Raw genomic sequence first — 6,797 nt, forward strand, 5'->3', positions numbered from 1 at the left:
ATACTCCTTTAATCATCAAACACGACGACACCTTTAGCGATACGCCCTGCTAGCATGTCGTCAAAGCCTGTTTGTAACTCATCTAACGAGTAAGTTTTTGTGACTAGCTCATCGAGCTTGAGCTTTTTTGCGTCATAAAGGTCTAGTATTTGAGCAAAGTCGCGCTTAGGATTACATTGCCCGTAGAGCGGATTTATATAAATTTTATCCCACTCAAATAGTTCGCAATCAAAATCTATTTTTTGCTCAATGCCACTCACTTGTACCGCAACTCCCGCGCTGCGTATTAATGCTAATGGCGCTGAACCAAGTGCCGGCACTGCTGTACACTCAAAGGCATAATCGGCTCCGCGACTATTTGTTAGCGCTTTAACTTCGTTTATCATGTGAACTAAATCAGGGTCATACTTTTTAGCAAGTACGGTATGTGTAGCACCAAATGCTTTAGCTTGTGTTAATCGCTCCGGTGACAAATCAATTGCTATTATTTTAGCGGCGCCTGAAATTGCAGCCCCTTGTATTGCATTTAGTCCTACGCCTCCACAGCCTAATACGGCCACTGAAGAACCTGCTTTTACTTTAGCTGCATTAACTACTGATCCGTAACCGGTCATTACGCCGCAACCAACAATACTTGCACTTGGAAAAGGAATGTCACTGTGTATTTTTATAACTGCAGCAGCCTTAACGACGGTGTATTCGCTCATCGTACCTAAATGAAATGAGCGCTCTAAGCTATTGCCATTATGCTCACACGCTTGTTTACCTGCGTGTCCGCATAAACCATTGCCAGTTACGGGGCTATTTACTTCACAAATGTGTAAATTACCCTCTTGGCACTGGAAACACTCACCACACGGAATTGCCCAATTTAGTATTACTTTATCGCCGATAGTAAATTCCGTTATACCTTCGCCCAACTCAACAACGGTTCCTGCGCCTTCATGACCAATGATAAATTTTTTATTCCACGTTTTAATTGAATCCCAATCTGTATGACAAATACCTGAGGCTTTTATTTTAATTTTTACTTCGCCAGCACTTGGTTTTCCGACATTAACGGTATCGAAGAAAAAACCGCCTTTTCCATCTGCAATTGCAGCTTTTGCCTTGTACATGTAGACTCCTAAGTCTCTAAATATAAGTATTATGTTATGAAGCAACCGACAATTTACTGTGAACCGTTTTGTATAAAAGACGGTTACGATTTCGAAATTCATCATGTAAGTTATCTTCAGCACGATAGCTATTCATGTTTTATGCACTTTCATCAGGTGCATGAATTTATATTTTTTGAACAAATTGACGGCACTTATTTTTATCATCAAGGTGAATCGATTCTTTCTGATTTTGAGGCCGTTTTTACACCCGCTATGGAAACCCACGACTTTGCTTTAAATCCGCGCCCTAAATCTTGGTATATTGTGCAATTTATGCCTGAACGCCTTAATAATCAGGCCTTACAAGAATTTATAGAATTACTAAAAACTGGTTTGCATTTAAGCTTTAGCATTGAAATACAAAAAAGGATTCATAAGTTGCTCGCTTGGATGCTTAGCGAATTTAACGAAAATCCTAAAAGTAAAACCTGTGCTCAACTGTTTGATAGCTTAATCACTATGGTGTGCGAATATGGTAAAAGCAGTTTATCTAAGCAGCAAACGTCATTAAGTAGCTCAGCAAGTTTTAAAAAGCTTGCTCCGGTAATTAATGAGCTTAAAACAAATAACGGCCTTAACCTGTCACTTGAGCAAGCCGCAGCCCTTTGCCATTTATCACCTTCGTATTTTTCAAGGGTATTTAAAAAGCACTTTAGAGTGCCTTATTCCGACTACCTGATTCAGCACAAGTTATATAATGCCGCACGGTTACTCGGGCAAAGTAATGTTTCGGTGACTGATATATCTTACGATTTAAGCTTTTCTAGCCCGTCGTATTTTATTAAGCAGTTTAAACATCACTTTAAAGTGACTCCGCATCAGTATCGACAGCAGTTACGCCTGAAATAACTGAGGTTTTGCAAGTGCTATAGTCAAATTGTTCAATACCTGTTTGTTTACCTTTAAACCTTGCTTAATAGCCTGTGTGCCAAGTACATAGGCCTTTGCATAATTAACAGCTTCCACACAAAGCAGTGTGTCGTTATTAAAGTACCAAAGTGAAAATTGACCGGGAGCTTCTTGGCGCTTAATAATCTCGTTATAGCCTTGTGATAAACCTACTATTTGTAATTTATATTCGTATTGATCTGACCAAAACCAAGGGAGTGCAGGAGCTGACGTATTATTTTTAGCTAAAAACTGCGCAGCAACTTTAGCTTGGTCAACTGCGTTTTGTATCGACTCAAGTCTGATCCAACGATTATAAATTTTATTAAAATGAATAGTGCAATCACCAATTGAGTAGATATCAGGGTGTGATGTTTGGCATACGTCATTTACTTTTATGCCTTGCTCAACCACCAGCTCAGCATCTGTTGCAAGTTGTGTATTTAGCCTTACACCTACGCCAATTAAAATAAAATCGGCGGGATACTCACTGCCATCACTACATTGCACATAATGTTTATTGTTTGTGTGCTTAATTTGTACAATATCTTTTGCTGTTTGCAGGTCTACCCCCTTCGTTTTGTGTAAATCAGTTAAAAAGTTAGACATAGCAGATGATGTGACTCGCGATAGTATTTTTTCTTGTTTTTCGATAACCGTTACTTTAGCGCCAAGTGCAATAAAGGATGACGCCGATTCAAGGCCGATATAACCTCCACCAATAATCACCACTTCTTTGTTAGTGCTTGCACTTAGCGCTTTTTTTATTGCTACGGCATCACTATGTGTTCGCATTGCGAAATATTGAGAGGTGCCATATTCATCTACAGTTTCACTAAGGCCTTTAATGGGGGGTATAAAGGGCGAGCAACCAGTCGCGATCACTAATTTATCAAAATCTAGTTGTTTATTATTTTTAAGAGTCACTGTTTTGTTTTGCTTGTTAATTGCAGTAACACGCTCACCTAAACATAAATCTATATGGCTATCTGTGTAGGATTTTTGCACCTTTAAAGGTATTGATTTTACCTCTAACGATTGCAGCGTTTTTTTAGACAGCGGTGGCCTGTGATATGGCAGTTCAGGATCGCTATCGAGTAACGTAATTTTACCCAGCCAACCTTGCTGGCGTAAGTTAAATGCAAAGTTAACGCCGCCATGGCTTGCACCAATAATAACAACGCTTTGCTGCAGTGAGTTTGGCTCTAATTGTGTGTTTTGCATAATGCTGTACCCGCTTTTAATTGGCTACTCTGAAGGTCATGCCATCAATATTTTCAGACACCTCAATTTGGCAACATAAACGGCTGTATTGCGTTACGTTATCGTCCAGCTCTAGCATGTCGCTTTCTATCTCATCGGGTTTACCTACTTTTTTAAAGTCATCCGGTGTTAAGTAAATATGACACGTTGCACACGAACATACACCGCCACAATCACCATCAATACCAGCAACACCATTTGCTGATGCCAGTTCCATTAGCGAGCCACTGTCGCCCTCTACTTCAACTGCATCGTTTTTTTTGGTTATAAATATTACTTTCGCCATCGTATTAATCCTCTACTTTTACTTGTTGCTGTATTTATTTAACTATTTTCTACGGTGTTTTTATTTTGATTTAAAGCTAACGTGCAGACTGTTAAAGCCTACCTTTCTTGAAAACTCACCGAGTTTTTCAATATTTTCATCTGCTTTTATTGTCTCTATTTGAGCAACTTTATTAGCAAGTGATAACACTAGTTGACGTAGAATTTGGCGGGCATGCGTTGCGCCCAAACAATTGTGATGGCTAAAACCAAAACTAATATGCGGGTTAACTTTTCGATCGAAGTCGACATTGTTGGGATCTTTGAATACCTTTTCATCGCGATTAGCCGACGCCCAACATAACGAAACTCGTGTGTCGGCTTTTATAGCGTGCTCACATACACTTGTGTCTTGCGTAGCGACACGGCCCATTTGCGTAAGCGGCGAAAAATAGCGAATTAGTTCTTCTACGGCCCTGTTTAATATTTCAGGCTCATCATCAATACGCTTTAAATCGCTGATGTTTTCGCTAAAGTAGGCAATAGAGTTTGTGATCGCGTTTATAACGGTGTCGCGCCCCCCTGCAAAGGTGAGGATCATCACACCTTTTACTTCTTCTTTACTCAGCTTTTTACCGTTCGCCTGTGAATTTAAAAGCACTGAATATAAATCATCACCCGGGATTGCAATGGCGTTTTCTATTTGCTCATCAATGTAGTTGTATAGAATATTGGCTTTATCGCCATCAAGGTCACTGCCTTCACTTCTAAATACATGAGTACCCCAATCTATCCATGTTTGTGCTTTATCCATTGAGGTATTAAGTAAAAGCGTTAACGCTTTAGATTGAAGTGGTAAAGCAAATTGTGACACCACATCAAACGACTCTGCTTTAAAGGCGTTTTCAATGGTTTCATCAATAATGGTTTGTAAACGCGCTTGGTAACATTCATCTAATGGGCGTTTAAACCAAGGGTTTAATAGTTCACGAAAACCGCCGTGCTCAGGCAGGTCGACTTCAAATGGAATTTGGCGTGTTTCACGTATTGCCACTTCTGATGGAATTACAATACGTCCAGGTTTAGCACCCGATTGAAAAACAGCACAATTATGCGCTGCTTTTCGTACATCTTTTAAGCCTAAGATCATATTTACAGGATCGTTTTGGTCATCCATTTGACCCATTCCTGTTACTTTTCGTTGCTGTGCAAACGCATCGGAAAACTCGCTAATACCAGTTACTTTTGACGTCATAATGAAACCTAATTTCTATTATTAATCTATTTTTGATACACCATTTTAATCACAACTTAATGATACAAATACACGGATTTGGCTTAAAAATGGTAATTTGATGCTCTTTATTGCTATTTTTAAAATATAAAAAAAGCCAGCAATTTAAGCTGGCTTTGGTGGGGTTGTGAGAGCCCTTAACTAATTAATTTAAAGCATTGAAATAAAACTATTCTCGGCGTTAATTACAACCATCGGGTTTACAGCAGACTTAGCAATTTGGGTTTGTGTAAAACAATCAATATTTGCAATGGCAATAACTATTTACCTTTATAAAAGCGTCCACAAAATCAGTACTCATAAATTAAAACTTATGACAAAGAGATTATCATTCATTCCTTGATAAATAATTTCTACACTGAATTTGTGGACACACAACAACTCTTTTCTTTTATTACTAATTTTTCTAGTTACGACTGTTTAATTAAATGTGTTCTCATTAGTTGAGGGTCAAATTCTACACCCGTCCCAATTATATCTGGCGCGCACGCTTGCCCATTTTCAAGCTTTAAAGGACGTGTTGTATATTCATCTATAGGGAATGAATGAACTTCTAAAAAACCAGCGTGAGGCTGAGATGCCAACAGTGATACATGTAGTTCATGCATGCCATGGCTACAAATAGGTAAATTATGGGTATATGCCATACTCGCTACATGTAACCACCCTGTTATGCCACCAATATTTGATGCATCTGGTTGTAAAAAACCTAATTTAGCTTGACTAATCGCATAGCCAAATTCGTGCAATGTATGCAAATTTTCACCCATTGCAAGCGGTATTGAAGTCGCTTGTGCTATGCGAGCAAAGCCTTTGTAATCATCAGGTATAGTCGGTTCTTCAAACCAGGTTATGTCGTATTTTTCAATTGATTTAGCAAAACGAATAGCTTGCTCAACAGTCATTGAGTAATTGGCATCTACCATAAGTATTTTATCTTTACCTATTAGCTCTCTTACTGCGGCTACACGTTCTATATCTTCTTTAAAGTTGGGTTTACCGACTTTAATTTTTACTGCATTAAAGCCACGATTTAAATAACCATCTATATTACTAAGCAGTTTTTCTTGGCTAAAGTTTAAATCTATTCCGCCTGCATAGCATTTTGTTTGGTCACTGCTACCACCCGCAACTTGCCATAATGGTGCATTTAAGCGCTTACACTTAATATCCCACAGCGCTATATCAACTGCTGAAATCGCAAAGCTAAGTAGTCCACCTCGGCCAACATAATGAAGATCCCACTGCAATTTGTCCCAAATTGCCATGATAGACATAGAATTTTGTCCAATTAGACCGGGCTTTATTTCATCGTTAAGGAGTGAATAAATTGCGCGACCACCTTTGCCGCCAGTGTAGGTATATCCCATCCCTTCATACCCGTCGTGAGTCATAATATGCACTGTAATAACTTCAAAGTGAGTGTGATCGCCATGCTTTGCATCACTTAACACTTCTGCTAGCGGAATTTGGTAATACTCGACTTTTACACTTTTGATTGTTTGTGATGATACTTTCATTAAGCCACCGAATTAGTTAACATGACACTGTTCATTGTTAACAATTTACAACAGGTATTTGTTGTTGTAAAGGTTATCTGTTTAATTAAGCGAAATTATCCGAAGGTCTGTTTATCTTTGAGAATTAAAATTTGTTCAAACTCGAGGCTATTTAATCGCAGCGTGAGATTTGTAACCTAGTGGGCTAAGTAAAAACCGAGCAAAGCTTCCGCGTCCTGCTCACGCCCCTTACCTTCATTCATGTAGGCAACAAAGAGTAAATAGCCCCTATCAAGCGTGCTTATAGGTAACACCATTCAGTTAAGCATGCTTTGACTTAATGGTGTACCGAGTTTTTGAAATTCGAACGGTCCTACTTTTGGGCCGTTTTCTTTTTTCTGGAAGAATATAACGTTTCACTCGTTCTCG

6 protein-coding genes are annotated in these 6,797 nt (G+C 38.9%); 1 reads left to right on the forward strand and 5 read right to left on the reverse strand.

Annotated features, from left to right (window positions below):
* Positions 1-8: 8 nt before the first annotated feature.
* Positions 9-1,118: a Zn-dependent alcohol dehydrogenase gene (locus I6F45_RS15120; RefSeq protein WP_007586186.1), complete on the reverse strand. Its 1,110-nt coding sequence runs from the start codon at positions 1,116-1,118 to the stop codon at positions 9-11.
* A 36-nt stretch (positions 1,119-1,154) separates the two neighbouring features.
* On the opposite strand from I6F45_RS15120, the gene I6F45_RS15125 reads away from it, so the two are divergent.
* The gene (locus tag I6F45_RS15125) at positions 1,155-2,009 is read left to right on the forward strand and encodes a helix-turn-helix transcriptional regulator (RefSeq protein ID WP_231609674.1); all 855 of its coding nucleotides are present in this window, start codon (positions 1,155-1,157) and stop codon (positions 2,007-2,009) included.
* Here the strand turns inward: I6F45_RS15125 and I6F45_RS15130 are convergent.
* The 4 genes from I6F45_RS15130 to I6F45_RS15145 form a co-directional block, all read right to left on the reverse strand.
* Positions 1,995-3,272 (reverse strand): NAD(P)/FAD-dependent oxidoreductase, encoded by a 1,278-nt coding sequence (locus I6F45_RS15130; protein ID WP_197160970.1) that lies wholly within the window; start codon positions 3,270-3,272, stop codon positions 1,995-1,997. The two genes, I6F45_RS15125 and I6F45_RS15130, sit on opposite strands and share 15 nt — an antisense overlap.
* 16 nt (positions 3,273-3,288) lie before the next feature.
* Entirely contained in the window at positions 3,289-3,597 is a 309-nt protein-coding gene (locus tag I6F45_RS15135) for a 2Fe-2S iron-sulfur cluster-binding protein (RefSeq protein WP_166113097.1), read from the reverse strand.
* Between the two features lie 60 nt (positions 3,598-3,657).
* Positions 3,658-4,830 carry a cytochrome P450 gene (locus I6F45_RS15140; protein ID WP_197160972.1) on the reverse strand — a complete coding sequence of 391 codons (1,173 nt, stop codon included), beginning with the start codon at positions 4,828-4,830 and terminating at the stop codon, positions 3,658-3,660.
* Between the two features lie 449 nt (positions 4,831-5,279).
* The gene (locus I6F45_RS15145) at positions 5,280-6,389 is read right to left on the reverse strand and encodes a mandelate racemase/muconate lactonizing enzyme family protein (protein ID WP_165741463.1); all 1,110 of its coding nucleotides are present in this window, start codon (positions 6,387-6,389) and stop codon (positions 5,280-5,282) included.
* Positions 6,390-6,797: the final 408 nt, after the last annotated feature.

The sequence above is a fragment of the Pseudoalteromonas sp. SWYJZ19 genome (genome assembly GCF_015864375.1).
In the GTDB taxonomy this organism is placed as follows: Bacteria; Pseudomonadota; Gammaproteobacteria; order Enterobacterales; family Alteromonadaceae; genus Pseudoalteromonas; species Pseudoalteromonas arctica.